The organism is Micromonospora sp. NPDC049497, from assembly GCF_044465805.1.
Lineage (GTDB): Bacteria > Actinomycetota > Actinomycetes > Mycobacteriales > Micromonosporaceae > Micromonospora.
On sequence record NZ_JBITMC010000007.1, the window covers coordinates 96,853 to 123,762 of the forward strand.

A 26,910-nucleotide genomic window follows, 5' to 3' on the forward strand; every position below is an offset into this window, starting at 1 on the left:
CGGGTGTCGAGTACGTTACCGGCGAGTCGATCTGGCGATGGTGGACGGCGGGGAGGCCGTATGGCCGGGAAGAACCGTTCGTGGTGGGGCTGGGGGCACGTCGAGGACGCGGTGACCGGTGCGGAGGCCGCGGCGTTGGCCGACCGGGTGCGTATCCTGCTGCCCGGCGCCGACCTGACCGAGCATGTCGCGCCACCGGTGGCCGAACTCGGCCTGCGCCGTCCGCGGGTCGCTCCACCGGCGTCGCTTGCCCGGCTGTGCTCGACGGACCCGACCGACCGGGCGGCGCACACCCACGGCAAGGCGTTCCGCGACGTCGTCCGCAACCTGCACGGGGAGCTTGATGATCCGCCGGACCTGGTGGTCCGGCCGGCGATCGAGCAGGACGTCGTCGACGTGCTGGACTGGTGCGCGGGCCGGGACATCGCGGTGATTCCCTACGGCGGCGGCTCGTCGGTGGTCGGCGGCGTGGAGCCGCGGCTGGACGACGCCTATCCCGCGGCGGTCAGTCTCGACCTCGGGCGCCTCGACCGGGTGCTGGAGGTGGACCCGACGAGCCGGGCGGCCCGCATTCAGGCCGGCGTGTTCGGCCCGGCGCTGGAGGACCAGCTCCGGCGGCACGACCTCACGCTGCGGCACTTCCCGCAGTCGTTCGAGTTCTCCACCCTGGGCGGCTGGTTGGCCACCCGTGCCGGCGGTCACTACGCCACCGTCCTGACCCACATCGACGACCTGGTCGAGTCGTTGCGGGTGATCACCCCGGTGGGCACAAGCCAGTCCCGCCGACTGCCCGGCTCCGGTGCCGGGCCGTCACCGGACCGGCTGTTCCTCGGCTCGGAGGGCGTGCTCGGCGTCATCACCGAGGCGTGGATGCGACTGCAGGACCGGCCACGCTGGCGGGCGGGCGCCTCGGTGCACTTCACCGACTACGACGAGGCGGTCGACGCCACCCGGGCCATCGCGCAGTCCGCGCTGTACCCGAGCAACTGCCGGCTGCTCGACCCCGCCGAGGCGCTCCTCAACGCCGGTGTCGCCACCACCGGCGGCGTGCTCGTCCTGGGATTCGAGTCCGCCGACCATCCGGTCACACCCTGGCTGGACCGCGCCGTCGAGCTGTGCCGCGACCACGGGGGAACCCTGCCGGAGGCGGCTCACGGCGACAACTCGTCCGGCCCACGAGAGCGCACCGCCGCCGACGCCTGGCGGTCGGCTTTCCTGCGGATGCCGTACCAGCGCGACGCCCTCGCCGCCCGGTCGATGATCGTGGAGACGTTCGAGACCGCCTGCACCTGGGATCGATTCCCCGCCCTGCGCGCCGCCGTGCTCGACGCGGCCGGCGACGCGCTCCGCGCAGTCGGCGCGACCGGTGTGGTCACCTGCCGATTCACCCACGTCTACCCGGACGGCCCCGCCCCCTACTTCGGCATGTACGCCAGCGGCCGCTGGGGCGCGACGCTCGCCCAGTGGGACCAAATCAAGCACGCCGTCTCCGACGCGCTGCTCGCCGCCGGCGGCACCATCACCCACCACCACGCCGTCGGCCGCGACCACCGACCGTGGTACGACCGGCAGCGTCCCGACCCGGTCGCGCTCGCCATGCGCGCCGCCAAGAGCGCGCTCGACCCCTCCTGGATCCTCAACCCCGGCGTCCTCCTCGATCCCGCCGGCTGACGTGAGGCGGCCCCGCGACACCTGACTTTCCGGTAAACCCGTGCTGGCGGGATGGCCGCATCCGCGGGAGCCGTACCGGGGCCGGGCGACTGTCAGCTCTGCACCTTCCAGCCGCACCACAAGCTCGTCCGCCGGCTGCTCCCGGTTGTCAGCACTGGACGCAGCCCGCCTTGACGGCCCCGAACGCGACGTCAAGGGCCCGGCAGGCGAGGACTTCGACCTCGACGACGATGAGCAGATGCGCGCCCGCCTGCCACGTCTCACCGCCATATATCGTCCGGCGGATTGATCCAGCGACTGGCCAGCGTGGCCAGACTCAACGACCTCGTGTGGCGGGCAACGATCAGACCACTGAAGCCGCGTTCTGTTCGACTGCAACACGTCCGGCTCTTGAGAGCCTGCCACCTCGTGTGAGGGGGCTCGATGGGTGGCGGCGAAGCTGGCGCAACGAAGGTCGAGCCGCGACGTCACCCGGGTTCCCACTCTGAGCACACCTCCTGGGTCCGGGGCCTCCTTCAGGTCCTCGGATCCGCCGGCCGCCACCGCTGATCACACCTCGACGTGGCCTTCGAGGATGGTCTGACTGATCGGAGGGCGGTCCCATAGGGCGAGGAGTTCGTTGGCGAGGGCCACGATCGGGAGCGGGTGTCGGTTGCCGTGCACCTCGATGCCGGCCGCTGACAGAGTGCGCGGCACCGCCCCGGCGTCTAGGAGGACGCGCCACTCTTCCGGCCCGAGCTCCAGATACTCCAACCCGCTCAGCTTGGCGATTTCCAGCGGGTCGGCGAGCGTGCCGGGGTAGGCGGTGAGGGTCCGCAGCCGGGGCAGCCCGGTGACGGGGGCGAGGCTGAGCGGCTCACCGTCCCAGACGCCGATGCTCAGGACCTCCAGCCCGGGGTGGGCGGCGGCCTGGATGCTTGTCATGCTCTGGATGTTGACCCTGGCCACAGCCGTTGGCTGGTCCACGCGGTAGCTGGACTGCCGGTCCCCGCGCTGATGCACCACCAGGTTGGTGAGGGAGTCGGCGAGCAGGCTGGCGCCGATGTTCTGCTCGTGGTCGAGCATGATGATCTGCCCCACGTGTCCGCGGGGGCCCGGGGTCAGGTCGACGGCGATGCGGTCGCCGCCTCCGTTGTCGCCGAAGACGATCCAGCCCGGCGAGCCGACCAGCCCCTGCACCGCGGCGTCGGGCGGGCTGACGACCGCCTCTGTTGCCGCGAATCGCCACGGGCACGGACGGGATAGCGCGCTGGCGACGTACAGCTCGTCGAGGGGGAAGAGTTCGCAGCCGACCGCCTGGGCGACGCGCTCCGCTGCCGCGTAGTCGTCACCCCAGTCCTGCCACCGCCCCCGCGTCACCCGGTAGAGCGCCTTGAGCTCGTCGGGCAACGCGACGCCGAGCCACGCTTCCGCGGCAGCGATCTCCGCCTCGGTCGCACCAGTAGCGTCGGGAATCCGCTCGCGCAGCGTGCGCTCCAGCAGCGCCGCATCCACTGACGCGGCCGGCGCCGCCCTGGGTACCGGATGGGGACGGCGGCGCCAGGGCTCCGGGACGGCGCCCTCGACCAGGATGAGCGAGCCGGGGTACGGCCCGATGCCGGCCTCCACAGCGGGGCCGAAAGTGAGCAGGTGGAGCACGGACCGCCCGGTCGACGACATTTCCGCCACGAACGTGATGCTGTCGAGACCGACGTCGGCCAGCGCGCTCAGTATCCGCTGCACCGCGTCGACCTCGTCCTGCATGTCCTCGACCTGGGAGGCTCGGCCGGGCGGCGGGAATCGCCGCGGTAGCGGCAGACTCCACGCGTGGCGGCCGATCTGTCCCGCCACGTGGCCGCCGGGGGCGGCGAGGCTCTTCGCGTTGCCCGACCGCAGAAGCCTCAGCACCGGCTCCCAGGTCGCGAAGTCATGGATTGAGGGCAACGGTGGCCTCCAGCCGTTCAGGGATCGTGGTGAAGGTGAGTATCACGTGTCATCCGGCGCCGCAGAACGGGCAGGAGGATCGGCGAGCGGGATGGGAGCAGACGGCCGCTCTGAACCGCGGTCAACGGCACTCAACAGCAGTGCTCAGCGGCCTGGGAAGCTGGCTGGGGGAGCGGACGTATGAGGCCGACGTCATGTGCGGCTACTGCATCGGCGGCCCCGCCCTCGTGCCGGGGCTTTGTTCTTCGCCAGATCAGATCGGGCACGACGAACATCCAGCCGTGAGATGGAATCGGCACTGGCGCGTCCCCGAGTTGGCCGGCGAGGTCAAAGATACCCACAGGGGCGGGCAACTGGGCGTCGTGCCGTTCCGCTCCGAGCGAGCCCTGCATCGACCGCAAGGCGTACCCGGTAGCCGAGAAGAGTATGTTTCATTGCCCCGGCCAGCTGTTCGGTGTGCCGGTTGGGAGACTTGCCGGATGATTGCCTCTGCGGAGCGGCGTGACGTCATTGGGCAGGTCGCACAACGCATTCCCGCACCCGACGGCCCTCGATGTCTCCGCGTTGCTGTCGACGGCCCGGACGGCTCCGGCAAGAGCACCTTCGCCGACGAACTCGCCGCGGCCGTGCGCGCTCTCGGCCGCCGTGTCGTGCGGATATCACTCGACGACTTCCACAACGTCCGAGCGCTCCGGTACCGACAGGGACGCGAGTCGCCGGAAGGCTTCTGGCAGGACTCATACAACTACCCGCGATTCCAGAGCGACGTCCTGGATCCGTTCGGCCCGGCCGGCTCCCGGCGATACCGGCCAGCCGCGCATGACCTCGCGACCGACATCATCCTCGACCCGGAACCCCTTTCTGCCCTTCCTGGGACGGTGCTCGTCGTCGACGGGCTCTTTCTGCTTCGGGACGAGATGGTCATGGCCTGGGACTTGTCGGTGTTCCTGGATGTCCCCTTCGACGAAACGGCCAGGCGTATGGCCGCTCGTGACGGCACGAACCCCGATCCAGAGCACCCGAGCATGCGGCGCTACGTGGAGGCCCAGCGCATCTACTTCAGAGCCTGCTCCCCGCAACAGCGAGCCGATATCCTCATCGACAACCGCGATGTCAGCGCTCCGCGGATCATCGGCAGATGACGTACTCAACCAGCGGCCGGACGAGCGAGTGTCGGCCCCAGGGGCCGACGGGTGACCGCGGACGGGCAGCTGAAGGAAAACGGCGAGAGTTTGCGGTCAGAGTTGACGGTAACGGACCCGGCGGGCCTGGAGGCGGTCCGCCGGGTCGACGTCGAGCAGGGTGGCCAGCTCGTGCGCCAGTACCGCCCCCAGCCGGTCGAGGAACGCCGCGGGCTCGTCGGCGGCGTCGGGTCGTTCGGCCACGATCCGGTCCACAATGCCCCTCGCCCTAAGGTCCTGCGCGCGGATGCCCTGCGCGGCGGAGACCTGCGGCGCCCGGTCGACGGTGCGATGGAGGATCGCCGACGCGCCCTCCGGCGGCAGCGGCGAGAGCCAGCCGTGCGCTGCGGCGATGACACGGTCGGCCGGCAGCAGGGCCAAGGCGGCGCCGCCGCTGCCCTGACCCAACAACACGCACAGGGTCGGCACCGGCAGGGTGACGAGGTCGGCAAGGCAATGGGCGATCTCCCCGGCCAGGCCGCCCTCCTCGGCCTGTGGCGACAGGGCGGCGCCCGGCGTGTCGACAACGGTGACGACGGGCAGGCCCAACTCTGCGGCGAGCTTGAACCCCCGCCGGACGGCCCGCAGGCCGGCGGGGTCAGGCGGGCTGTCGCGCCGGTCGTGTCCGACAACCACGGCGGGGGCTTCCCCGAAGCGGGCCAGCGCCACGATCACACCGGCTCCGGTTTCCCCGCTCTGCGTACCGTGCAACGGCACGACGTCCCGGCCGGCGTGTCTCAGCAGTCGGCGGATTCCGGGACGGTCTGCCCGGCGGGATCGCCGCACGGCGTCCCAGGCGGTGCCTTCGCCGGGCGGGTCTTCCATCGGAATCGGCGTACGGGGGAGGCGGCGCGGCGCGCTCAGAGTGGCCAGCGCCCGCTCGGCCAGCGGCGCCACCTGCTCCGGCGCAACGACCGCGTCGATCAGACCGTGTCTGTGGAGGTTCTCGGCGACCTGCACGCCGGCCGGGAACGGCGAGCCGGTCAGCGCCTCGTGCACCTTCGGCCCGAGGAAGCCGATCAGCGCGCCCGGCTCGGCGACTGTCAGGTGCCCGAGGGACCCCCACGACGCGTACACGCCGCCGGTTGTCGGGTGTCGCAGGTATACGAGGTATGGCAGCCCCGCGACCTTGTGCGCGGTGATCGCCTGGCTGATCTTCACCATCTGCACGAACGCGATCGAGCCTTCCTGCATCCGGGTGCCGCCGCTCGCGGGCGCGGCAAGCAACGGAATCCGCTCGGCGGTCGCCCGCTCGACGGCCCGGGTGAGCCGCTCGGCCGCCGCGACGCCAATCGAGCCGCCGAGAAATGCGAACTCGCCGGCGATGACGGCGACCCGCCGCCCGCCGAGCCGGCCCGCGCCGGTGATGACCGCCTCGTCGACGCCTGTAGCCCGGCGCGCGGCGGCCAGGGCAGCCGCATAGTCGGCGTCGAGCGGGGCCGGATCGGCAACCGCCTCATCCCACGACACCCACGTGCCGGGGTCGATGACCAGTTCGATCAGGTCCCGTGCCGATCTCCTCACGCCCGGTCGACCTCCGCGTACGAGCGGCCGCCGGGGAGCCGTGCACAGCCCGGGCCGCGGTCGAAGAATGACTCCTCACCGGTGCGCTGACTCTGCAGCGTCGGGCGGAGTGCTTCCGAGGCGGCCTCGTCAACCTGGTCGCCAGCCATGATCACACCATAGTCGTCGTGGGCCTGGGCAATGGAGAGAAGACGACCTCGGAAGATTGGTCCTCGGCGAGGGGGTTCCGCGCAGGGGAGTTGCCTTCCAGGGTCGACGCGTGTCGTCAGTCGACCAGCTCGGCGATCTGGCGCAGCTGCCGTGGGCCGCCCGAGACCAGGAGGGTGGTGATCACGCTCTCGCGCCACCGCTGCAGCTCGTCCTTGATCTTTGCGGTCGGCCCGACCAGCGCGATGTCCTCCACCAGTGCGGTCGGCACGGCGGCGATCGCCTCCTGCTTGTTGCCCGCCAGATACGCCTCGGTGATGACGTCGCACTCCCGCTCATAGCCGAGGCGGGCGATGACGTCCCGGTGGAAGTTGGCCGACTTGGCACCCATGCCGCCGACGTACAGCGCGACGAACGGCCGGATCCGATCGGCCGCCCGCTCCACGTCGTCGTCGACGACGATCGGCACGGTCGCGGCGATCTCGAACTCGTCCGGGCCACGGCGGGCGCCCGGTCGGGCGAAGCCCTCGGCCAGCGCGGCGCGGTAGAAGCCGTCCGCCTTGGGGGAGAAGAACAACGGCAGCCAGCCGTCGGCGATCTCGGCGGCCAGCGCCACGTTCTTCGGCCCTTCGGCGGCGAGGAAGATCGGGATGTCGGTGCGCAGCGGGTGGACGGTGGACTTCAACGGCTTGCCCAGGCCGGTGCCGCCGCGCTGCGGCAGCTGGTAGAACGCGCCGTCGTACTCAACCGGACCGGTGCGGGCCAGGACGGCGCGGACGATGTCGATGTACTCCCGGGTGCGGGCCAGCGGCCGCGGGTACGGCTGGCCGTACCATCCCTCCACGACCTGCGGGCCGGAGGCCCCGAGCCCGAGGATGAACCGACCGCCGGACAGGTGGTCGAGGGTGAGCGCCGCCATCGCGGCCGCGGTCGGCGTACGGGCCGAGATCTGCATGATGTTGGTGCCCAGCCGCACCCGGGAGGTGCTGGCGCCCCACCAGGCGAGCGGGGTCAGGCAGTCCGACCCGTAGGCCTCGGCGGCCCAGACCGAGTCGAAGCCGAGGCGGTCGGCCTCCGCGATGGCCTCGGTGACGCCGGCGGGTGGGCCGGAGGACCAGTAGCCGGTGGTGTATCCGAGTTTCATCTCGCGTCCTCCAGGATCATGGGGCGATGCCGTCGGCGGCAAGGCCGGCGACGACCGCCTCGCTCAACGTGGTGACGGCGGACAGGGGGCGGACCATGACCGTGAACTCCTCGATCAGACCGTCGTCGCCGAGCTGGAGCAGGTCGAGGCCGTGGATCTGCTTGCCGCGCACGGTCGCGCGGAAGATGAGGATGTGCGACTCGACCGGCCGGCCTGCCGTGCCGATCTCGGCCTCGCCGGTCAGCTGCCCGACGTACCGAAAGTCCTCGAAGGTGCGCAGGAGGACGCCGAGGAGCCCGTGAACGGCCTGTGCTCCCTGAAACGGCGTGAACTTCACCGGGCTGTAGAAGCGCACGTTCGGGCTGAACAGCCCGTCGAACGCGGCCAGGTCCCGGGCCTCGACGGCGACACGGAACCGCTCGACGGTCGTCACGGCTGCCTCCCCTATAGTCAACGATAGGAGTAGTCATATCACTGACTATGGGACGAGGGAAGCGGGAGGTGTGGCGATGGCGTTGCGCCACGCGGTGCTGGCGGCACTGCTCGACGGCGAGTACAGCGGGTATCAGCTGGCCAAGGTCTTCGACGTGTCGCTGGCGAACTTCTGGTACGCGGTGCCCCAGCAGCTCTACGCCGAACTGGCCAAGCTGGAGCGCGAGGGGCTGATCGCCGGCCGGCAGGTCATTCAGCACGACCGGCCCAACAAGCGACTGTTCACGGTCACCGACGCCGGCCTCGCGGAGCTGGCCGCGTTCACCGCGACGCCGTCGAAGCCGACGTCCATCCGGGAGGACCTGCTCGTCATGGTTCAAGCCGTCGACCGGCTGGACCCGGCCCCGGTCATCGCCCAGCTCGAGGAGCGGGCGGTCGCGGCCGCGGCAAAGGTGGAGATCTTCGACCGGATGCTCCGGCGGTTGCGTGGCGAGCTGGACGAGGAGACGTTCCTGCGCGAAGGCGACCGGATCGGGCCGTACCTGACGTGTCTGCGCGGCCGCCGGTTCGAGCAGGAGAACCGCACGTGGTGCGAGCAGGCCGCGGCGCTTCTGCGTGCCCGGGCGCCGCTGCCGGGCTGACCCCGCTGTCAGTGCCATCGGCGCAGGGTGGGGCGCTAGGAACAAGGTGATCATGGCGGCGCGACGCAGTTCGCGTTCGAGTGCGCGCACCGACTGCGACAGCATCGGCTGGGCGACGTCGAGCGCCGCGGCCGCGCGGCTGAAGCCGCCGTGCTCGGCTCGGCGGGAACGTCGGCGAGCGCCGACGTGCCTATCAGGGGGCGCCGACGATGCGGAGCGCCATCTCGGCGTACTGGGCGGCGATGTGCTCGGGGCTCCAGCCGCCGTCGTCGCGGTACCACCGGCCGAGGTCGATGCCCAGCGACAGCAGGGCCGCGGCCGCCATCCGCGGGTCGGGGGTGTCGAAGACCCCTTCGGCGACGCCCGCCTCGACGAGCTGGCGGATCGCCTGCTCGATGCGGTGGCGGAGTTCGCGGATCTCGGTGAGGTGCTCGGGGCTGAGTGCGGACAGCTCGTAGTTCACGACGCGCGTGCTGGTGTGGTCGCGGGCGTGGGTGACGACGAAGTCGTGGACCACCCGCCGTAGCGCCGTGGCCGGGTCGTCGGACGACGCGATCGCGGCCTGCACCTGCCGCAGCACGTGGTCGTGTCCTGATCGTGAGATCAGGTAGAGGAGCTCCTCCTTGGATTTGTGGTGCACGTAGAGCGCGGCCGGGCTCAGCCCGGCCGCCGCGGCGATGTCGCGTGTCGTCGTGCCGTGGAAGCCGCGCTCGGCGAACGCGCTGACGGCCGCCTTGAGCAGCCGGGCGCGGGTGACGTCGGCGCGGGAGTGCTCGGCCGTGTCGGTCAACGCGTCCCATCCTTCCTATCTGAGCCTCGCCCGGGCAGTGGCACCACGGTGCCGCTGGACGAGGCGGACACCTGCCGGCGAGGTCCGACCTGTTGACGGCGGCCGCCGTGTGTCGCACACTTCATGAACTGTACTACTAAGCAAGCGCTTAGTAAGTTTGGAGGGGAGACCGTGCCCGAAGCAGCGAGTGACCCGCCACCGCCGATGGCGAAGAGGTTCACCGGACGGACGGCGATCGTCACCGGCGCGAGCCGGGGCATCGGTTTCGCCGTTGCCGAGCGGCTGGTCGCCGACGGAGCCAAGGTCGTCATCACCGGCCGCAAGCGGGAGGCGCTCGACCGGGCGGTCGCCCAGCTGGGCCCCGAACACGCGCTCGGCGTCGCCGGCCACGCCGATGACGCCGACCACCAGGCCGACGTGGTCGCGCGCGCGGTCGACACCTTTGGCAGCGCCGACTTTCTGGTCAACAACACCGGCATCAACCCGGCGTACGGCCCGATGGTCGAGATGGACCTGGCCGCGGCCCGCAAGGTCTTCGAGGTGAACTGCCTGGCCGCCCTGTCGTGGGTGCAGCAGGTCCATCGGCGCTGGATGAGGGAGCACGGCGGTGCCGTGGTCAACGTCTCCTCGGTGGCCGGCGTCCGGCCCGCGCCCGGCATCGGCTTCTACGGCGCCAGCAAGGCGATGCTCACCCACATCACCCAGCAGCTCGCCGTGGAGCTCGGCCCGGGCATCCGGGTGAACGCCGTCGCCCCGGCCGTAGTGAAGACGAGGTTCGCCACCGCCCTCTACGAGGGTCGGGAGGAGCAGGTGGCTGCGGCGTACCCGCTCAAGCGGCTCGGCGTCCCCGAGGACATCAGTGGCGTCGTCGCGTTCCTGCTCTCCCAGGACGCCGCCTGGATGACCGGTCAGCTGCTGGTCGTCGACGGCGGCGTCACCCTGACCGGAGGTGTCTGATGTCGGTACGGGACAAGGGTGTTGTCGTCACCGGCGCCGGCCACGGCATCGGCCGTGCTCTGGCCACCCGACTCGCCGCTGGGGGAGCGCGGGTCGTGGTCAACGACCTCGACGCCGAGGCGGCCATCCGGGTGGCCCAGGAGATCGGTGGCTTCGCCGCTCCCGGTGACGCCGCCGGCGAGCAGGGGGTCGCCGCGCTGGTCGAGGCGGCCCGAGGTCACCTGGGCGCCATCGACATCTGGTTCGGGAACGCCGGCATCGACCGTGGCCACGGGCTGTGGGCCGCCGAGGAGGACTGGGCCGCCACCCACGAGGTGAACGTCATGGCGCACGTGCGGGCCGCGCGACTGCTGATGCCCGGATGGGTGGAGCGCGGCTCCGGTCGCTTCGTCGTGACCGCGTCGGCGGCCGGGCTGCTCACGATGCTCGGGAGCGCGGTGTACTCGGTCAGCAAGCACGCCTGCCTCGCGTTCGCCGAGTGGCTGTCGGCGACCTACCGGCACCGTGGGGTCGTGGTGCAGGCGATCTGCCCACAGGGCGTGCAGACCCGGATGCTCGACGACGCCGCGCCGCTGCAGGAGTTGCTCAGCCACGATGCGGCGCTCACGCCGGAGGACGTCGCCGAATCGACGTGGCAGGCCCTGCACGACGACCGGTTCCTGGTCCTCCCGCATCCCCAGGTGGCCGACTACTACACCCACCGCGCCCTCGACACCGACCGGTGGCTGAACGCCATGAACAAGCTCCAGCGACGGCTCGAGGACCAGGGGGCACTTCGATGAAGGCATGGCGGGTCGCCGAGCTCGGTGAGCCCCGCGACGTACTGCGGCTCGTCGACGTGGCGGACCCGGAGCCGGGTCCCGGGCAGCTCGTGGTGAAGGTGCTGGCCTGTCCGGCCAACTTCCCCGACGTCCTGATGTGCCGCGGCGAGTACCAGGTCAAGCCGGAGCTCCCCTTCACCCCAGGTGTCGAGCTGTGTGGCGAGGTCGTGGCGCTCGGCGAGAGCGTCGACGGGTTCGCCGTCGGCGACCGCGTGCTCGGCGGCGCGGTGCTGCCGTTCGGCGGGTTCGGTGAATTCGCGCTGCTGAACGCGGCGACCACGTTCCCCGCGCCCGCGGCGCTCGACGACGCTGAGGCGGCCTCGCTCTACATCGGCTACCAGACCGGCTGGTTCGGCCTGCACCGCCGGGCCGGACTGCGCGCGGGCGAGACGCTGCTGGTGCACGCCGCGGCCGGCGGCGTCGGCAGCGCTGCCGTCCAGCTGGGCAAAGCGGCCGGCGCCCGGGTGATCGGCGTCGTGGGTGGTCCGGAGAAGATGGCGGTGGCCCGCGCACTGGGCGCCGACGTGGTCGTTGACCGCCGCGAAGAGGACTTCGTCGAGGTGGTCAGGGCCGAGACCGGCGGCCAGGGTGCCGACGTCGTCTACGACCCGGTCGGCGGCGAGACCTACCAGCGTTCGACCAAGTGCATCGCCTTCGAGGGTCGGATCCTCGTGGTCGGCTTCGCCGGTGGTCAGATCCAGTCCGCCGCGCTCAACCACGCCCTGGTCAAGAATTACTCGATCGTCGGCCTGCACTGGGGCCTGTACCACCGCTACGACCCGGCGGCCGTCGCCGAATGCCATCGTGCCCTCAGCGCGTTGGCCGCCCAGGGCGCCGTACGACCCCTGGTCAGCCAACGCCTCGCGCTCGAGGAGGTGGCCGACGGGGTGCAGGAGCTCGCCGACGGCGTCACCGTCGGGCGCGTGGTGTACGTCGCGTGAGCGCCGCGAACCAGGTGGACGCCGTGGTCTTCGACTACGGCGGCGTGCTCACCGGACCGGTCCGGGACTCGATCGCCGCGTGGCTGCACGCCGACGGCATCGACCCGGCGTCGTTCTCGCGCACGCTCAAGGCCTGGCTGTCCCGCGACGCCCCGGACGGCACCCCCGTCCACCGGCTGGAGACCGGGTCGCTGACCGTCGACGAGGTCGACGCGCTGCTCGCCGCCGAGCTCACCACGCTCGACGGGCGTGCGATCGACCCTGTCGGCGTCCTGGCCCGGCTCTTCGCCGGGATGCCCCCCGACCCGGCGATGTTCGACCTGGCCCGGCAGTTGCGCGACGCCGGCCTGCGCGTCGGCCTGCTCTCCAACAGTTGGGGCAACACGTACCCGCGCGAGCTGATCGACGGGCTCTTCGATCCCGTCGTCATCTCCGGCGAGGTAGGCCTGCGCAAGCCGCTCGCCCCGATCTACGCCCTCACCCTGGAGCGGCTCGGGCTGCCGGCCAACCGGGTGCTCTTCGTCGACGACGCCGAACCGAACGTGCTCGGCGCCCGCGCGGTAGGCATGCGGGCGCTGCTGCACACCGACGCCGACACCACGCGGACCACGATCGCCGAGTTGCTTCCCGCCTCTCGCACCGGCCTCCCACGGCCGCGGTCCGGAGCCGACCTGCCCCATCCCGCCCGCCCCGAGGAGTTGACCCCATGACCGTCACCCGCACCGCAGTCGTCACCGGAGCGGCCCGTGGCATCGGCGCCGCCGTCGCCAAGCGCCTTGCCCGGGACGGCTTCGCCGTCGCCGTCGTCGACCTGGACGAAGCGGCGGGCAAGCCGGTCGTCGGAGAGATCGAGGCCGGTGGCGGTCGTGCCCTGGCGGTCGGCGCCGACGTCGCCGACGAGCAGGCGGTGCAGGCCGCCGTGGACCGGATCGCCGAGGAACTGGGTGAGCCCACCGTGCTGGTCAACAACGCCGGCATCACCCGCGACAACCTGCTGTTCAAGATGACCGCCGGCGATTGGGACGCGGTCCTGAACGTGCACCTGCGTGGTTCGTTCCTCGTCACCCGCGCCGTGCAGGGCTACATGACCAAGGCCGGTTGGGGGCGGATCGTCAACCTGTCCAGCACCTCGGCGCTGGGCAACCGCGGTCAGGCCAACTACGCGGCCGCCAAGGCCGGTCTGCAGGGCTTCACCAAGACGCTCGCCCTGGAACTCGGGAAGTTCGGGGTCACGGCGAACGCGATCGCCCCCGGCTTCATCGAGACCGAGATGACCGCCGCCACCGCGGCGCGGGTCGGCATGGCCTTCGAGGACTTCAAGAACGCTGCCGCGGCGCAGATCCCCGTCGCCCGCACCGGCACGCCGGAGGACATCGCGCACGCCGTGTCGTTCTTCGCCAGCGAGGGAGCCGGTTTCGTGTCCGGCCAGGTGCTGTACGTCGCCGGCGGGCCGAAGGCCTGACCGGGAAAGGAGAGATGATGAAGGTCTTCCACGGCATCGAGGAGTTGGAGCAGGCGGTCGGCACCCACCTCGGCTACTCCGACTGGCACACCGTCACCCAGCAGCAGATCGACGCCTTTGCTGAGGCGACGGGTGACCGCCAGTGGATCCACGTCGACCCCGCGAAGGCGGCGCACGGCCCGTTCGGCAGCACCATCGCGCACGGATACCTGACCTTGTCGCTGGTGCCGATGCTGGTCTGGCAGGTGTACAAGGTGGAGGGGCTCAACATGGGCGTGAACTACGGCGCCAACAAGCTCCGCTTCCCCTCCCCGGTTCCCGTCGACTCCCAGGTGCGGGCCGGGGTGGAGCTGCTGTCGTTGGTGCGCGGCGGCGGTGGCTACCAGCTCACGGCGAAGGTGACCGTCGAGCTGGCCGGCGCCGAGAAGCCGGCGTGCGTGGTCGAGACCGTCAGCATCCTGGTGCCGTGATCGCCTCCGCACGGCAGAACCCGCCGGGCCTCGACCTGGCCCGGCTTTCCGACTGGTTCGCCGCCTCCGTGCCCGGGGTGGCCGGGGGTCTGACCGCCCGGCTGATCGCCGGCGGCAAGTCAAACCTCACGTACGAGGTCGGTGATGGGCGGAATACCTGGGTCGTCCGGCGGCCACCACTGGGGCATGTGCTGGCCACCGCGCACGACATGAGCCGGGAGTACCGCGTTATGTCGGCGCTCTGGACGACCGACGTGCCGGTGCCGAAGACGTACGGGCTCTGTTCCGACGCCGACGTGCTGGGTGCACCGTTCTACGTGATGGAGCGGGTCGGCGGTACCGCGTACCGGCACGCGGCCGAACTCGAGCGGCTCGGCCCGGAACGCACCCGGGTCATCTCGACCCGGCTGGTCGACACCCTGGCCGCCCTGCACGCGGTCGACCCGACGGCCGTGGGGCTGGCCGACTTCGGCCGGCCCGACGGCTTCCTGGCTCGGCAGGTGAGCCGCTGGAAGAAGCAGCTCGACGCGTCGTACTGCCGGGACCTGCCGGCCGCCGACGAGCTGCATGCCCGCCTGGCGTCCGGCGTGCCGACGGAGTCGGCGCCGGGCATCGTGCACGGCGACTACCGCCTCGACAACGTCCTCACCGACGAGCGCGACCACCTTGCCGCCGTCATCGACTGGGAGATGGCCACGCTCGGCGACCCGCTGACCGACTTGGCACTGCTGGTGCTCTACCAGCGCCTGGGGCGGCTCGTCGGGCTGGCGGTCGCCGACGCCTCGTCCGCGCCCGGCTTCCTGACCGAGGACGAGATCCTCGACCGGTACGCGGCGAGCAGCACCCGCCCCCTCCCGCCCCTCGGCTTCCACCTCGGCCTGGCGGCCTTCAAGCTGGCCGCGATCCTCGAGGGCATCCACTACCGGCACCTGCGCGGCCAGACCGTCGGCTCCGGCTTCGAGGGCCTCGGCGAGGTCACCGAGGCGCTGCTCGGCGCCGGCCTGACCTACCTCAAGGAGCACTGATGGACTTTGCCCTGGACCCGAGGACCGAGGGGCTGCGCGACAACCTCCTGGACTTCATGGACAGCCACATCTACCCCGCCGAGCACGTTTTCCGCGAGCAGCTCGGGCAGCTCGGGGACCGCTGGGCCTGGGACTCGGTGCCCGTGCTCGCGGAGCTGCGCGCCGCAGCGAGGAAGCGCGGGCTGTGGAACCTCTTCCTGCCCGGTGAGCACGGGGCCGGCCTGACCAACCTGCAGTACGCCCCGCTCGCGGAGATCACCGGACGTAGCCACCTGGCGCCCGCCGCCCTGAACTGCGCCGCCCCGGACACCGGCAACATGGAGGTGCTGGCGATGTTCGGCACCGAGCACCAGCGCAAGCAGTGGCTGGAGCCCCTGCTGGACGGCGAGATCCGGTCGTCGTTCGCCATGACCGAGCCGGACGTGGCGTCCTCGGACGCCACGAACATCGCGACCCGGATCGAGCGGTCCGGCGACCAGTACGTGATCAACGGACGCAAGTGGTGGATCACCGGCGCGATGAACCCCAACGCCCGGATCCTCATCGTCATGGGCAAGACCGACCCGGACGCCGAGCGGCACCGTCAGCAGTCCATGGTGCTGGTCCCACGGGACACCCCGGGTCTGGTGATCAAGCGGGGCATGGAGGTGTTCGGGTACGACGACCACGACCACGGCGGGCACGCCGAGCTGGAGTTCCACGACGTACGCGTGCCGGTCGAGAACCTGATCGGCGGCGAAGGCGACGGCTTCGCGATCGCCCAGGCCCGTCTTGGTCCCGGCCGCATCCACCACTGCATGCGCTCCATCGGCGTCGCCGAGCAGGCCGTCGAGCTGATGTGCGGTCGCGCCGAGCGGCGGATCGCGTTCGGCAGGCCGCTGGCCGAGCAGGGCGTGATCCGAGACTGGATCGCCGAGTCCCGGGTGCGGATCGAGCAGCTGCGCCTGCTGGTGCTCAAGACGGCCTGGCTGATGGACACCGTCGGCAACAAGGGCGCGCACGCCGAGATCCAGGCGATCAAGATCGCCACCCCCGCGACCGTCCAGTGGATCCTCGACAAGGCGATCCAGGTGCACGGCGCCGCCGGCCTCTCCCAGGACTTCCCGCTGGCGGCCGCCTACGCCCGCATCCGCACCCTGCGGTTCGCCGATGGACCGGACGAGGTGCACAAGAACGCCCTGGCGCGGCACGAACTGCGCCGCCAGGTTGCCGGGAGGCAGCACGGCCACGGCTGACCGATCACTGTCCGTCAGGAACGGGTCGCCGTTGCGTTCACCGAACTCGCCCAAAGCGATCTGACCGCGGACCCGACCCGGGTTCAACACGTCCGCCGATCCGATAACGCAACGGCCCCCCGCTGGGTTCAGACACCCTCATGCGGAACATCACCGTGACCGGTGGCGTCGCCCCGGCCCGGGCGTACGTCGAGGAACTGCTGCCCGACGTCCTCGACGGCACGATCCAGCCCCGACGGGTCTTCGACCGCACGGTCGGCCTCGACGACGTGCCCGACGGCTACCACGCGATGGCCGACCGGGAGGCGCTCAAGGTCCTCATCCGCCCCTGACCGACCCCGCGGCCACGGCCTCCCGTGGCCGCGGGGCCACGGGGTGTCGACGACGGTGGCGGTCAGCGCGATCCGAGGCGGGGCACGACGGGTCGGACCTCGACCGGCGCACCCGGGTCGCCGCCGCTGCGCGAGGTGTACTCCGGGATACCCACGCAGGTAAAGAGCAGCGTCGCCAGGTCGTCCGGCTCGTCCAGCAGACCCGGGACCTCCGAGTCGAGGAAGGTCATGCCGGAGGCGCCCGCGCCGAGGGCGTATGCGGCCAGGTGCAGCCGGCCCTCGACCAGCCCTGCCGCGAGTTGGGCGTCACGGTAGCCGCGGTCGTCCAGCGACGACAGTCGGGTGGCCGCAATGACGACGTACGCGGCGTCGCCGGCGAGCGACTGGTCCAGGCAGATCCGGAGCAGCTCGTCGCGCAGGTTGCCGGCGCGGACCGGCGTCGACACATCGGGCCAGCGGTAGAGGCCGGGCGCCACACCGTCGACGCCGTGGACGGCGACCCAGTGCGGCACCCGCACCCCGCGCAGGGCCGCGGCGAGAGGCCACTCCAGCAGGTGGCGCGGCAGGGTCCGGGTCCGGTCCATGCGTCGCTGTGAACCGCGCCGGCGCACCACCTGATCGAGGAGGTCGGACGGCGGGAAGTCCGGGAGCGCGGCCGTCCGCGGCCAGGGCGTGCCGAGTTCGTCCCGCTCGCCCGTGCGCTGCGCCGCGGTGCACAGTGGCAGCTCGACCGGTGGCAGCTCACCCGGGGCCGCCGGTGCGGTGGGCCCGATCGCCGGCTCGCCGTCGCCCAGGGAGAGCAGGGCCAGCGGGTACTCGTGCACCCCGTCCGCGCCGACGAGCTCCCGCACCGCGGCGTCCGGGAACAGGGACCGCAGCTGCGGCGAGAGGCCGGCGCTGTCGGCCGCCGCCGACAGCTGGGACAGCAGCGTCCCCGCGTCCCAGTAGAGATGTCGCCACCCGCGTTCGGCGTAGCGCCACCCGGTCCGCCACGGCACGCCGGTCACGACGAGCGTGGTGACCGTGCCGGTGGCGGCGGGTGCGACCTGGACGAGCCCATGCCGTGTCGCGTCGTACCAGTGCACGCCGTCCGGGACCCCCGCGACGCCGCGCGTGCTCGCGTAGACCTCCAGCGGGAAGCGGGCCCCGGCCGAACCGGAGGCGCGGTAGAGGACCCGCCGACCGTTGCGTTCCGCGGTGCGGACGACGCCGGCGCCGAGAAAGAGCACCCGGCCGAGCTGCGCCGCGTCGAGCAGCCGCGTCGGAGCGGGGACACCCGCGAGGACGGCCGTCGCGGCGATGCCGGGGTCGGGCAGCTCCCGCGGCAGGGCGAGGACGGGAAGCGCGTCCGGGTAGCCCTTCATCGGCGGCGGCAGCGCCGCGGGGTCGTTCGGGACGAGGTCGCCGCGCACGGCCGGGTGGTCGACGGGTACGTCCCACTCGCGGTTCGGCACGTACGACGTGAGTCGGTGCAGCAGCCCGGCGCCGGAGTCGAGGTCCATCCCGGCATCCTGTCAGCGGACCCGGTACCGCGCACCACCGTTTGTCCCGCACCCGGAAGTCATGAACCCGGCCGGGCGGCGGCCGGGCGACCGGAGCGGGTCTCGGGCCGGCGCGGGACACCGTCGCCGCCTCGATCCCGGCCACTCCCCGCGGTTCAGCGCAGCAGGACCGGTCCGGCGTCGATGCGGGTGCGGAACAGGGCGTACGGCTTGCGCCGCAGGTCCTGTCCCCGCTGGTACTTCGGCTGCCGGTGCAGCTGGTTGGCAGTGACGTAGAGGTGCCCGTCGGTGGCGACGGACATGGTGTCCGGCCAGAGCAGGCGGGGATCGTGCACGACGGTCTCGTACTCGCCGTCCGGCCGGCGGCGCAGCACGGCGTTGTTCTCGTACGAGGTCAGGTAGAACCGGCCGGCGTCGTCGGTCTCCAGGCCGTCGGAGCCGCCGCCTTTGTCACCCTCGTCCGCCACCGTGGCGGTGACCAGGTCCTCGGTGAGGGCGGGGTCGGCGAGCGCGTCGGTGGCGACGCTGTACCAGCGGCGGGAGGCGAGGGGGCAGTAGTGCAGCCGGGAGCCGTCGGCGGAGATGGCGATCCCGTCCGACCCCATCGACAGCGGCTTCGGCGCTCCATCGGCCGGGCGTTCCAGGAACGGCCGTCCCTCGACGATCGGCCGGTAGGTGGACAGCGGCTCGGCCTTGGTGGACGGGTGGTCGTGCAGCCGCCGCCAGGACGCGCCGCTGGCTAGATCGACCACGACGATCCCGTTCGGCCCGGAGTCCGAGGAATCGGTGATGTAGGCGATCCCGGCGTCACCCCTGCGCAGGTCGAACCGCACGTCGTTGAGGTACGTCGAGGGCAGCGCGACGTCGGTCGGGAAGGTGATGACCTGGGCGACGGCGTTGCTGTCCAGGTCTACGCGGACCAGTTTCGGCCCGCCCGGCTGCGTCGGCCGGAACATCGGGCTGCCGGTGTCGAGCACCCAGAGCCGGTCGGCCGGGTCCACCACGATGCTCTGCACCGAGACGAAAGCGCCGGCGTCGTCGTCCCGGGCGGGCTGGTTCCATGCCTGGTCCGGGAAGGGCACCTCGCGACCGTTGCGTAGCTCGACCACCGTGGCGGGCACCTCGTCGCCCCACTTGGGGAAGTTGACGAAGACCCGGCCGGTGTGCGAGACGCTCACCCCGGTGGGCATAGGCCCGGTGAAGGTGTGCACGAGTTCGAGGTCGCCGACGGGTTCGTCGGCCAAGGGCCCGTTCATTCGCTGCTCCTGACTGCCGGTGCGACGGCTTCTTCCCGAAGCCCTGAGCGGCAAACGCCCTGGGTAAACGCTGGTACCGCCAGCGGGTCACCCCTACGGGTACGACGCCAGGTCGACCGGATCGAACTGCACCCCGAGCGCCAGCCGTGCCAGCAGGCTCCGCGCCGACAACTCCGCCGGCACCTGGGTCAGCTGCGTGCCGGGGAGAAGCTCGGCGCGGACGACGGAGCGCCGGCTCGGCCGGCGCGTACGGCCGCTCGGCCAACAGCTGTGCCAGGTACGCGGTGTTCGCCGTGAGCGTCGTGGCGCTGCCGACGGACCACCGCTCCTACCGGGTCCTCATCGCCCCGTTCGTGTCGGGCCGACCGGCGACACGACCCCGCGCACCGATCATCGGGCGGGCTCGAAGACGGCGCGTACGCAGCCGTCGAGCTTGTTCTTGAACATGTTGTATCCCTGTGGCGCCTCGTCGAGTGGCATGGTGTGTGTCGCGAGGTGTTCGGTGACCAGTTCGCCGCGTGCCATCCGGTCGAGCAACATCGGGATGTAGCGGTGTCCGTGCTGTTGGGCGCCGCGCAGGGTGAGGCCCTTGTTCATCAGCGCCCCGAGCGGGAACTTGTCGACAAGGTTGGCGAAGACGCCGAGCAGGAACACGCTTCCGCCCTTGCGGCAGTGGTAGATGGCCTCCCGGGCGGCGATCGGACGGTCCGATTCCAGGCGCAGCTGCTGTTTGACCTGGTCGTACAGGTATTGCGGTCCGGTGCTGTGGGACTCCATCCCCACCGCCTCGATGCACACGTCAGGCCCGCGCCCGCCGCTGCGTTCCAGCAGTTCACCGCCGATGTCCTGGGTCTGGTAGTTGAGCGTCTCCACGCCCAGGTACTTCTCCGCCATCTGAAGCCGATTGGCGAAACGGTCGATGATGATCACCCGCTCCGCGCCGAGCAGGACCGCCGCGCGTGCGGCCATCTGGCCCACGCCGCCCGCGCCCCACACCGCGACCACGTCACCGGCCTTGACCCCACCCAGGTCCGCGCCCATCCAGCCGGTCGGGGCGGCATCGGAGGCAAAGAGAGCACGCTCGTCGCTCACCCCGTCCGGGACGGTGAAGGCCCCCTGGTCGGCGTACGGAACGCGGATGTACTCGGCGTGGCTGCCCGCGAAGCCGCCGAGCGCGTGCGAGTAGCCGTAGCAGCCGCCGGGTGCGAAGCCCCAGACTTTCTCGGTGATTGCGGGGTTGGTGTTGCCGTTGTCGCACAAGGAGTACTGCTGCTGCTGGCAGTACCAGCAGCGGCCGCAGGAGACGAACGAGCAGACCACCACCCGGTCGCCCACCTTGTGCTTACGCACCTGCGGGCCGACCTCGACCACCTCGCCCAGGAACTCGTGCCCGAGGACGTCGCCCCGCTCCATGAACGGAACGTACCCACCCAGCAGGTGCAGGTCGGAGCCGCACGTCGCCGTCTTGCGTACCCGGATGATGGCGTCCTGCTCGTTGCGCATCGTCGGGTCCGGAACCTCGTCCACCGACAGTTCGTTGACGCCTTGCCACAAGAGCGCCTTCACAGTCGCCCCTCCCGGCGACCCTGCCGCGTCGCCATCTGCAGCGGTTTGTTGACCGCCGTCGTCCGGGTGGTGGGTGGAGAGTCGGGGTGCAGCACCTCGCCGGTCTCCAGCAGTTGCTTCGCCTCGCGCAGTGCGGCGCGGATCGCCTGGTGGGGATCGCGACCAGCGAGTCGCCTGGCTCCCGCGGTCACCGGCGACTGGGCGCCGTCACGCAGCCGTACCGCCAGCTCGATGCCGCGGTCAGCCGGGGCGCGGCGGATCTGCACCTCCACGGCGTCACCGAGACCGGCCAGTGGTTCCGGAAGTGGCGAGTCCGGGGTCAGCTCGTCGCGGGCCGGTTTCACGGTCACCACGTGCCACCGCGGTTCGCGCCGCATCAACGGGGCCCGCTGCCAGGGCCCTCGCCGGGCCGACGGAAGGAGGAACCTGCGGAGGGCCAACCCCCCGACCACGATGACCCCCGCCTTGACCAACGCTCTCATGTACGCCCCCGAATCGACCCCACCCGTCGACGGATCTGCCCGACCGGCGGCTCCGTCACGGACAAACCCTGTCATGTCGGTGCACTGTCACGCTGGGGATTCCCGCACCCGGCAAGGGGCAGTGGTACGGGCGCGACCCCGCGCGGGCGACGGACGTCACCGCTCGACGAACAGCCGAGCCACGAACAACGCGATCTACCGACCATGGGGCTTCCTCTAGCCGCCGTCGTGAATGGCCTTAGGTCTAAAACTGCTGGAGATCAATGACACCGACCCGACGCCCCGACGCTGCGCAGGACCTGCTGGTCCCTGGGGGAACGGGCGGTCACGACGATCCGCACGCCAAGCAGCAGCTTCTGCGCCGTCTTCGAGCCGGTCGCCTGACCGTCAGCTCCCCGATGCCGGGGGGCGATGCGCGATCCGGCGGGCGAGAGGCACCTGGTACAGACCGGCGCTGGTGACGGCGTAGAACACCGGCAGCACGACGAAGATCACCAGGCCGGCGAGCGGTGCGACCAGGTACCCGATGAGCCCTGCGGCGGCATAGAGGATGACCCCGATGAGTGCCCGCACCCGCTCGGCGGGGAAGTGCCGTTCACTCACCTCCTCCTTGAGTAGGTCTTTGCGCCGGGCCAGGTAGTGGAAGAACGCCATCCAGCTCGCGCAGAGCAGGGCGCCGATCAGCGCGTAGAAGGCGACGGCCACGCGTTGGTCCTGCTGGTCGTGCTCCTGAAACGCGTCCGAGACGACGGCGGTCGGGAATGGAAGCAGCGCGGTGGTGAACAGGACGAAGAGATTCACCCAGTGCAGGCCCCGGTCACTCTCCTTGACGCGGTTGAACGCGCCCTTGTGGTTCAGCCAGACGACGGCCACGTAGGCGTACGAGGCGAGATAGGCGACGTAACTCGGCCACTGTTCCAGCAGCCCCGACAGCAGGCGACCGGGCGGTACGTCCGGCACCCGGAGATCCACCACGAGCAGCGTGATGATGATGGCCAAGACGGCGTCGCTGAACGCTATGGCACGGCTGGTGTCCGACCGGGTGCCGAGGTCGTCGGTTGGCCTGCCCACGGCCGGTGGCTACCCACCGACGCCCACGATAACCGCGGGTCCGACCTGCACATGTACGGCGGGCGCACTGATCTGCAGCCGGGCACGGTGCTCGGGCACGAGAACATGGGTGAGGTCATCGAGGTCGGCGAAGGGGCCGCCCTGGTCAAGGCGGGCGACACGGTCCGCCTGCCGTTCAACGTCTCCTGCGGCGCCTGCGCCAACTGCAACCAGGGCCTGACCGCGTACCGTCTGGTGGCCAACCCGGCTCCCCGGCATGGGTGCCGCCTACGGCAACGCCGACATGGGGACGTACGCCAGTACAACTAGGTGATGCTCTCGGACATCTTCCCCACCGGCTGGCACGCGACGGAGCTCGCGTGCGTGCAGCCGGGCGACAGCGTGGCAGCTCATGGTGCCGGACCGGTCGGGTTGCTGGCGGGTGACGTTGGAGTGCCAGGCACCATGGCGGACGTCGATCAGCTTTGCGGCTGTTGCCCCAGCGGTCCTACCAGCCGGGCCGTGACCTGCCTCAGTGGCTGGCTGCTGTTGACAATCTTCTTCATCCGTTGCCACGCCGCTCGGGACGGAGATCCGCCCAGCACGCCACCCAGACCCCCACCGCCGCCGGCCGCTGCCCCGCCGTCCTGAGCCAGTCGCTGGGTGGTCTGTCCGAGCTGTTGACCGACCTGCTCGGTGGTCTGCTGCAGCGTCTGCGACAGCGGCCCATCGGGCCCCAGCGCCTCCTGCGCCGTCTGCCCGACGTGGTCGAGCGTCCGCGCTAGCGGCCCCTGCGGCCCGAGCACCTGCTGAGCTGTCTCCCCGACCTGGTTCACGGCGGTGTCCACCGTCTTCACCACCGACTCGATGATCTGGGGGTTGCGCTCGATGGTGCGGAGGGCACTGTCGAGAATGCCGCGGAGCTCTTCGAGTCGAACCTCGAGCATCGCCTCGGTCTCGACGCCCTTGATGTCGATCTTCACCGTGCCGAGATGCGCCTGAACGCCCACGTCGAGCTGGAGCAGGCTCCCCAGCCGGGCTCGCAGTGAGACGGAGGCGTCCAGGTTGTCGACCTCGATGTAGATCTGTTCGACCTTGACCTGCGGGATCTGGAGGACGACGTCGGGGTCTGACATCGTCTTGCTGCTGTGCCCGCCAGCCGGCTGGGGAAGCCCGTGCTCACCACTCTGCGGGACGGCGGGGCGTTTGCTTGGCTCGGCACCGGTTGGCCCGCCGACGGGACAGAGGTTCTGGCCCCCACCGGCGACTTCCGCGCCCTCCTCGGCGTCGCGCTGCCGATCGGCCTGCTCGCGCGGTTGCGCGGGCGACTCCCGTGCGCCCGTGTCCCGGCTCTCCGGTTCGGCCATCCCGCACTCCTCGGGTTTCGCCTAGCATGCGGACCGGATGGAGCCCACCATCGGTACATGGCTCCGATCCTCGGCCCACCCCCTCGGACCGGGTCGCGGTCTACCCGTGTGCCGACGCATCAAACGGCTCAGGGATGCGGCCGAGGAGACGGCGGATCAGCGGCGCCATCTTTGCCATCGTCATCACGCTGCTGGTCCTGGATCTCCGGGTGCCGAACGTCCCGCCCGGCCGCCTCCTGTCCGGACTGTTCACCACAGCGCTGCTGCCGTTTCCGACCATCGTCGTGTCGCACACGCTGCAGGAGCACGACAACGCGGGGCCAGCGTGTGGCCATCGCCTTCTACGCGCTGATCGGCGCGTTGCTGTGCGCGACTTGGCTGGCGCGTTCTACCACTACCTGGCCCGGCACCCCGACCACCCGGCTGAGGGCGGGCGAACCGCCGTTTCACCCCGACGAGCGCGGGTACCCGCCGCAATCCGGTTGGAGAGGGGATCCGAGGTGAACTACACCGAGTTCATCCAGTCCGTGGCAGCGCGACCGAAGGTTCCGCCGGGACAGTCGGAACCGATCACCCGCGCCACGCTCGAGACGTTGGCAGAACGGCTCACTGGCGGCCAGGCGAGGGACCTCGCCTCCCAGCTCCCTGAGGAGCTACGAGGCCTGGTGCGTAGGCCCACGGAAGATCCGGAACGGTTCGGGCTGGCCGAATTCTTCGAACGGGTGCAGTCACGGGCCGGGGTGGATCGCCAGGTGGCCACCGACGGAGCACAGGCCGTGCTGGATACCCTCCGTGAGTCGGCCAGCGCGAAGGAGTATGGGGACCTTGTGGACCAGTTGCCGCAGGAGTTCTGGCAGTTGACTGGCCCGGGGGCGGGACGGCTCGAGACCCGCCGGGTCGGCACCTAGCTAGGGCGCGCGGACCGTCAGAAGCTCGGATGCGCCGCTATCGCGGAGCAGGCGGGGGCCGAGGTCCACCTGATCTCGTTGACATCCGGCGAGATTCAGTCGATGAACCAGGACATCGATCCGGCCAACCACTATCGGGTGGACCGGACCGTGAACGAGGCCAATGCAGCCGACTACGACGCCCTGTTGCTGCCGGGCGGGACGGTCAACCCCGGCCGGCTCCGGATCAACCCTCAGGCGATGGACTTCGTCCGGGCGTTCTTCCAGCAACAGAAGCCGGTGGCGGCGATCTGTCACGGCCCCTGGTCGTTTGCCGAGACGGGGATCGTCAACGGCCGGACCGTCACCTCGGTCCCCAGCCTGCGCACCGACATCCGCAACGCGGGCGGGAACTGGGTGGACCAACACGTGCAGGTCAACAACGGCCTGGTCACTGCCACGCTGCGATTCGTCTGCCGCGGCGCTGTCCGGGTACGCCCCGCCGACGCGGGCGATCGCCAGCCGCCCCCGACGAGGTCCTCGAAGCCCTCGCCCCGACCCCCTGAGCCGGTCCGGCGAGGACTCACCCCGGCGCCCGACCACGCCGACCACCCGGTCACCCTGACCACGACGGACCGGCCCGTTCGGCGGCCGCTCACGGTACTGCCAGATCTCGTCCATCAGCTCGATCGAACTCGCCGCCCGCCTGTCATCGGATCAGCCGACCCGCCAAGCGGCCGGGTCGACACCGCCGGGCACCGGTGTCCGGCGGCCACCCGGGCCCGCCGGTCAGGGCTGGTACTGGCTGCGGGTGCGGGGCAGCCATTGGGGATGGTGGTCGCGCAGGTAGCGGACCAGTCCCTCGCGCAGGTCGCAGCGTAGGTCCCAGGCGCTGGCGCCGTCCGCGGCTGAGGCCTGCATCTGGATGACCACGGTCTGCGGGGTGGCGTCGACCATCTGGAGCACCCACTGGTCTCGATCCCACAGCGGTGAGGACTCGACCAGTCGGCATGCCTCCCGGCGCAGGTCGTCCAGGTCGGCGGTGTGGTCGACATGGATCTGGATCTTGCCGAGCACCCGGAACTCGTTCCGGGTCCAGTTCTGGAACGGCCGCTCAGTGAAGTACGTGGTCGGCAGAATGAGCACCCGGTCGTCCCAGAGCCGGATCACCACGTTAGTCAGCTTCACCTCCTCGACCCGGCCCCATTCGCCGTCCACCACCAGCACGTCGCCGACGTGCATCCCATCGGCGAAGGCGATCTGGATGCCGGCGAACGCGTTGCCGAGCGCGGTTCGGGCGGAGAGGCCGATCACCGCGCCGATCACGCCGGCCGAGGTGAGAATGGAGATGCCGGCGAGGCGTACCGGCCGGAAGGTGATCAGAATCAGGCCGATCGCGACGACCGTAACCACGGCGACGGTGAGCCGCCGCACGGGGCGGATCTGGGTCCGGGCGCGCCGGATCCGCCGGTTGGTGACCAAGTCGCTCGGCAGCTTGGTGAACGAGACCGTTTCGATGACGTTCAATGTCCTGATCACCAGCCACGAGCTGATGGCGATCAGGACCAGCAGGACGGTGTGCCGCAGGTAACGCTGCCACGCGGCCGGTCCGGGCGGCAGCGCGAAGTACAGCGCCCCGACCAGCAGGACCGCGCCCGCTGGGCGGCGGCAGGCGTGCCGCAGCGGCTCCAGCAGCCACTTGTACCGGCCACGGGCAGCCCGGCGGATCAGCACGCCGGAGACCAGGTCCACGACCAGGGCCGCCGTAAGCGCGGCCAACACGATCAACGCGGTATGCATCAGAGGCCGTTCACCGTGATCCCGATGCCGCCTCTCCTGAGCTCGCGAACGCACTCCCCGCGTTCAGGGTGTCATCGGATCCGGTGGCAAGCAGCGGATATCGGGAATGCCAGACGGACGTGACGGGCGTCCGGCGACAGGCTACTGCTTGAGCCGGTTGAAGCAGCGCTCCACAACGTTGCGCTGCTTGTAGACCACCTTGTCGAAGGCCGGTGGCCGCCCGACGGGGCCGCCCCGGACGAGGCCTACCGCAACTGCGGCGTCTTCCGCGCCCACCTACGCCAACTGCGGTTGGGCTATGTCC

28 protein-coding genes and 1 pseudogene are annotated in these 26,910 nt (G+C 70.9%); 15 read left to right on the plus strand and 14 right to left on the minus strand.

The features are described 5' to 3' along the window. The first annotated feature begins 60 nt into the window (after positions 1-60). Positions 61-1,671 carry an FAD-binding oxidoreductase gene (locus tag ACIBR0_RS12845; RefSeq protein ID WP_396715066.1) on the plus strand — a complete coding sequence of 537 codons (1,611 nt, stop codon included), beginning with the start codon at positions 61-63 and terminating at the stop codon, positions 1,669-1,671. 549 nt (positions 1,672-2,220) lie between these two features. Here the strand turns inward: ACIBR0_RS12845 and ACIBR0_RS12850 are convergent. Further along, positions 2,221-3,414, minus strand: coding sequence for an SMI1/KNR4 family protein (locus tag ACIBR0_RS12850; protein ID WP_396715068.1), 1,194 nt, complete (start codon positions 3,412-3,414; stop codon positions 2,221-2,223). A gap of 659 nt (positions 3,415-4,073) precedes the next feature. Here ACIBR0_RS12850 and ACIBR0_RS12855 point away from each other — a divergent pair. Further along, complete coding sequence (locus tag ACIBR0_RS12855; RefSeq protein ID WP_396715070.1) at positions 4,074-4,736, plus strand: uridine kinase; 663 nt, start codon at positions 4,074-4,076, stop codon at positions 4,734-4,736. Between the two features lie 96 nt (positions 4,737-4,832). On the opposite strand, the gene ACIBR0_RS12860 is transcribed toward ACIBR0_RS12855, so the two are convergent. The 4 genes from ACIBR0_RS12860 to ACIBR0_RS12875 all read right to left on the minus strand — a co-directional run bounded on the left by ACIBR0_RS12860 (position 4,833) and on the right by ACIBR0_RS12875 (position 8,023). Then, positions 4,833-6,299 (minus strand): carboxyl transferase domain-containing protein, encoded by a 1,467-nt coding sequence (locus ACIBR0_RS12860; protein WP_396715072.1) that lies wholly within the window; start codon positions 6,297-6,299, stop codon positions 4,833-4,835. Then, entirely contained in the window at positions 6,296-6,448 is a 153-nt protein-coding gene (locus ACIBR0_RS12865) for a hypothetical protein (RefSeq protein ID WP_396715074.1), read from the minus strand. Before ACIBR0_RS12865 ends, ACIBR0_RS12860 begins: the two co-directional genes overlap by 4 nt. 116 nt (positions 6,449-6,564) lie before the next feature. Continuing rightward, positions 6,565-7,590 (minus strand): LLM class F420-dependent oxidoreductase, encoded by a 1,026-nt coding sequence (locus tag ACIBR0_RS12870; RefSeq protein ID WP_396715076.1) that lies wholly within the window; start codon positions 7,588-7,590, stop codon positions 6,565-6,567. 16 nt (positions 7,591-7,606) lie between these two features. Then, positions 7,607-8,023, minus strand: a complete 417-nt coding sequence (locus ACIBR0_RS12875) for a nuclear transport factor 2 family protein (RefSeq protein ID WP_396715078.1) — start codon at positions 8,021-8,023, stop codon at positions 7,607-7,609. A gap of 76 nt (positions 8,024-8,099) precedes the next feature. On the opposite strand from ACIBR0_RS12875, the gene ACIBR0_RS12880 reads away from it, so the two are divergent. Next, the gene (locus tag ACIBR0_RS12880; RefSeq protein WP_357027666.1) at positions 8,100-8,663 is read left to right on the plus strand and encodes a PadR family transcriptional regulator; all 564 of its coding nucleotides are present in this window, start codon (positions 8,100-8,102) and stop codon (positions 8,661-8,663) included. Positions 8,664-8,738: 75 nt separating this feature from the next. Here ACIBR0_RS12880 and ACIBR0_RS12885 read toward each other — a convergent pair. Together ACIBR0_RS12885 and ACIBR0_RS12890 are read right to left on the minus strand one after the other, a co-directional pair. Further along, positions 8,739-8,810, minus strand: a pseudogene (locus tag ACIBR0_RS12885) (LysR family transcriptional regulator); the annotation flags it as partial. 46 nt (positions 8,811-8,856) lie between these two features. Further along, a complete protein-coding gene (locus ACIBR0_RS12890; protein WP_396715080.1) occupies positions 8,857-9,453 on the minus strand; it encodes a TetR/AcrR family transcriptional regulator in 597 nt (198 codons plus the stop codon). Positions 9,454-9,624: 171 nt separating this feature from the next. Between ACIBR0_RS12890 and ACIBR0_RS12895 the strand changes: the two genes are divergently transcribed. From ACIBR0_RS12895 to ACIBR0_RS12935, 9 genes are all read left to right on the plus strand, one after another. Further along, positions 9,625-10,410, plus strand: coding sequence for an SDR family oxidoreductase (locus tag ACIBR0_RS12895; protein ID WP_396715081.1), 786 nt, complete (start codon positions 9,625-9,627; stop codon positions 10,408-10,410). Next, on the plus strand, positions 10,410-11,192 hold the full coding sequence (locus ACIBR0_RS12900; RefSeq protein WP_396715083.1) for an SDR family oxidoreductase: 783 nt from the start codon (positions 10,410-10,412) through the stop codon (positions 11,190-11,192). The genes ACIBR0_RS12895 and ACIBR0_RS12900 overlap by 1 nt, the downstream gene beginning before the upstream one ends. After that, a complete protein-coding gene (locus ACIBR0_RS12905; protein WP_396715085.1) occupies positions 11,189-12,172 on the plus strand; it encodes an NADPH:quinone oxidoreductase family protein in 984 nt (327 codons plus the stop codon). Before ACIBR0_RS12900 ends, ACIBR0_RS12905 begins: the two co-directional genes overlap by 4 nt. Then, the gene (locus ACIBR0_RS12910; RefSeq protein ID WP_396715087.1) at positions 12,169-12,882 is read left to right on the plus strand and encodes an HAD family hydrolase; all 714 of its coding nucleotides are present in this window, start codon (positions 12,169-12,171) and stop codon (positions 12,880-12,882) included. Before ACIBR0_RS12905 ends, ACIBR0_RS12910 begins: the two co-directional genes overlap by 4 nt. Next, positions 12,879-13,634 carry a 3-oxoacyl-ACP reductase FabG gene (gene fabG / locus ACIBR0_RS12915; protein ID WP_396715089.1) on the plus strand — a complete coding sequence of 252 codons (756 nt, stop codon included), beginning with the start codon at positions 12,879-12,881 and terminating at the stop codon, positions 13,632-13,634. Before ACIBR0_RS12910 ends, fabG begins: the two co-directional genes overlap by 4 nt. A 17-nt stretch (positions 13,635-13,651) precedes the next feature. Further along, positions 13,652-14,104 carry a MaoC family dehydratase gene (locus ACIBR0_RS12920; RefSeq protein WP_396715090.1) on the plus strand — a complete coding sequence of 151 codons (453 nt, stop codon included), beginning with the start codon at positions 13,652-13,654 and terminating at the stop codon, positions 14,102-14,104. After that, entirely contained in the window at positions 14,101-15,129 is a 1,029-nt protein-coding gene (locus tag ACIBR0_RS12925; RefSeq protein ID WP_396715091.1) for a phosphotransferase family protein, read from the plus strand. Before ACIBR0_RS12920 ends, ACIBR0_RS12925 begins: the two co-directional genes overlap by 4 nt. Further along, positions 15,129-16,364, plus strand: coding sequence for an acyl-CoA dehydrogenase family protein (locus ACIBR0_RS12930; protein WP_396715093.1), 1,236 nt, complete (start codon positions 15,129-15,131; stop codon positions 16,362-16,364). The genes ACIBR0_RS12925 and ACIBR0_RS12930 overlap by 1 nt, the downstream gene beginning before the upstream one ends. A 140-nt stretch (positions 16,365-16,504) precedes the next feature. Continuing rightward, a complete protein-coding gene (locus ACIBR0_RS12935) occupies positions 16,505-16,696 on the plus strand; it encodes a hypothetical protein (protein WP_396715095.1) in 192 nt (63 codons plus the stop codon). A gap of 62 nt (positions 16,697-16,758) precedes the next feature. On the opposite strand, the gene ACIBR0_RS12940 is transcribed toward ACIBR0_RS12935, so the two are convergent. The 5 genes from ACIBR0_RS12940 to ACIBR0_RS12960 form a co-directional block, all read right to left on the minus strand. Then, the gene (locus tag ACIBR0_RS12940; RefSeq protein WP_396715097.1) at positions 16,759-18,198 is read right to left on the minus strand and encodes a nitroreductase family protein; all 1,440 of its coding nucleotides are present in this window, start codon (positions 18,196-18,198) and stop codon (positions 16,759-16,761) included. A 155-nt stretch (positions 18,199-18,353) separates the two neighbouring features. Beyond that, positions 18,354-19,454: an L-dopachrome tautomerase-related protein gene (locus tag ACIBR0_RS12945; protein ID WP_396715099.1), complete on the minus strand. Its 1,101-nt coding sequence runs from the start codon at positions 19,452-19,454 to the stop codon at positions 18,354-18,356. A gap of 390 nt (positions 19,455-19,844) precedes the next feature. After that, positions 19,845-21,020, minus strand: a complete 1,176-nt coding sequence (locus ACIBR0_RS12950; protein ID WP_396715101.1) for a zinc-dependent alcohol dehydrogenase — start codon at positions 21,018-21,020, stop codon at positions 19,845-19,847. Then, complete coding sequence (locus ACIBR0_RS12955; RefSeq protein ID WP_396715103.1) at positions 21,017-21,370, minus strand: hypothetical protein; 354 nt, start codon at positions 21,368-21,370, stop codon at positions 21,017-21,019. Before ACIBR0_RS12955 ends, ACIBR0_RS12950 begins: the two co-directional genes overlap by 4 nt. 519 nt (positions 21,371-21,889) lie before the next feature. Beyond that, positions 21,890-22,573, minus strand: a complete 684-nt coding sequence (locus ACIBR0_RS12960; RefSeq protein ID WP_396715105.1) for a TMEM175 family protein — start codon at positions 22,571-22,573, stop codon at positions 21,890-21,892. Between the two features lie 45 nt (positions 22,574-22,618). Here ACIBR0_RS12960 and ACIBR0_RS12965 point away from each other — a divergent pair, with 45 nt between their 5' ends. After that, positions 22,619-22,882, plus strand: a complete 264-nt coding sequence (locus ACIBR0_RS12965; RefSeq protein WP_396715338.1) for an alcohol dehydrogenase catalytic domain-containing protein — start codon at positions 22,619-22,621, stop codon at positions 22,880-22,882. Positions 22,883-23,031: 149 nt separating this feature from the next. On the opposite strand, the gene ACIBR0_RS12970 is transcribed toward ACIBR0_RS12965, so the two are convergent. Continuing rightward, entirely contained in the window at positions 23,032-23,919 is an 888-nt protein-coding gene (locus tag ACIBR0_RS12970; protein WP_396715107.1) for a hypothetical protein, read from the minus strand. A 134-nt stretch (positions 23,920-24,053) separates the two neighbouring features. On the opposite strand from ACIBR0_RS12970, the gene ACIBR0_RS12975 reads away from it, so the two are divergent. After that, positions 24,054-24,827 carry a DUF2267 domain-containing protein gene (locus ACIBR0_RS12975; RefSeq protein ID WP_396715109.1) on the plus strand — a complete coding sequence of 258 codons (774 nt, stop codon included), beginning with the start codon at positions 24,054-24,056 and terminating at the stop codon, positions 24,825-24,827. A 39-nt stretch (positions 24,828-24,866) separates the two neighbouring features. Then, positions 24,867-25,688 (plus strand): DJ-1/PfpI family protein, encoded by an 822-nt coding sequence (locus ACIBR0_RS12980; protein WP_396715340.1) that lies wholly within the window; start codon positions 24,867-24,869, stop codon positions 25,686-25,688. On the opposite strand, the gene ACIBR0_RS12985 is transcribed toward ACIBR0_RS12980, so the two are convergent. After that, the gene (locus ACIBR0_RS12985; protein ID WP_396715111.1) at positions 25,596-26,588 is read right to left on the minus strand and encodes a mechanosensitive ion channel family protein; all 993 of its coding nucleotides are present in this window, start codon (positions 26,586-26,588) and stop codon (positions 25,596-25,598) included. The genes ACIBR0_RS12980 and ACIBR0_RS12985 overlap by 93 nt on opposite strands. Positions 26,589-26,910: the final 322 nt, after the last annotated feature.